Raw genomic sequence first — 754 nt, 5'->3', positions numbered from 1 at the left:
TTCCAACAAGCACCTCAACAGCCTCAACAAGGGTTCCAACAAGCACCTCAACAAGGTTTCCAACAAGTGCCTCAACAGCCTCAACAAGGCTTCCAACAAGCACCTCAACAAGCTTGGCAACCACAAGAGCAACAGCAACCTCAACAACCAGAACAGCCAACTACTGAACCTGGTCAAGAATAAAAAGATTTCTATTGATCTTGCATGTCTAACATTTCCTTTCTAGGACTGTTAGACAGAGTGGGAAAAGCTTACCTAACAGGATGAGCTTCTCCCACTTTTTTTCTTTATAAAATGCGAAAAATTTGGTAAAAATCCTTGCCAAACTCTTTTGTTTTTGATAAACTAACTTAGTAACAATCTATGGCTCGGAAAGAGACCATGGCAGAAAGGAATTATTGCAAAATGAAAAAAGATATCCATCCAGAATATCGCCCTGTTGTCTTCATGGACACTACTACTGGTTATAAGTTCCTTAGTGGTTCAACTAAGTACTCTAACGAGACTGTTGAATTCGAAGGTGAAACTTACCCATTGATCCGTGTTGAAATTTCATCAGACTCACACCCATTCTACACTGGACGTCAAAAGTTCACTCAAGCAGATGGACGTGTGGATCGTTTCAACAAAAAATACGGTCTCAAATAAGAAACCAATCAAAACCACTTCCACTTGGAAGTGGTTTTTTCTTGTCCTTCTCCGCACAAAAATGAGAGTGGGACAGAAATCGGTAATTCGTTAGAATTCGATTTCG

General features: G+C 40.2%; 2 protein-coding genes. Both read left to right on the top strand.

From position 1 onward, the window contains the following. Positions 1-183, top strand: a 183-nt coding sequence (locus ADF75_RS10755) for a hypothetical protein (RefSeq protein ID WP_239665192.1), incomplete at its 5' end; no start/stop codon positions are given. Positions 184-405: 222 nt separating this feature from the next. Further along, positions 406-648 carry a type B 50S ribosomal protein L31 gene (locus tag ADF75_RS01890; RefSeq protein ID WP_023023047.1) on the top strand — a complete coding sequence of 81 codons (243 nt, stop codon included), beginning with the start codon at positions 406-408 and terminating at the stop codon, positions 646-648. The last annotated feature ends 106 nt before the right edge of the window (positions 649-754 follow it).

The organism is Streptococcus sp. 1171_SSPC, from assembly GCF_001069335.1.
Taxonomy (GTDB): Bacteria; Bacillota; Bacilli; order Lactobacillales; family Streptococcaceae; genus Streptococcus; species Streptococcus xiaochunlingii.
The sequence above is the reverse complement of the archived record's forward strand: the minus strand, read 5'-3'. Positions and strand labels throughout refer to the sequence as shown.

What these genes read in the sequence shown, in the direction of transcription:
- ADF75_RS01890 (WP_023023047.1), top strand. Translation starts at nt 406, where the DNA reads ATGAAAAAAGATATCCATCCAGAATATCGCCCTGTTGTCTTCATGGAC.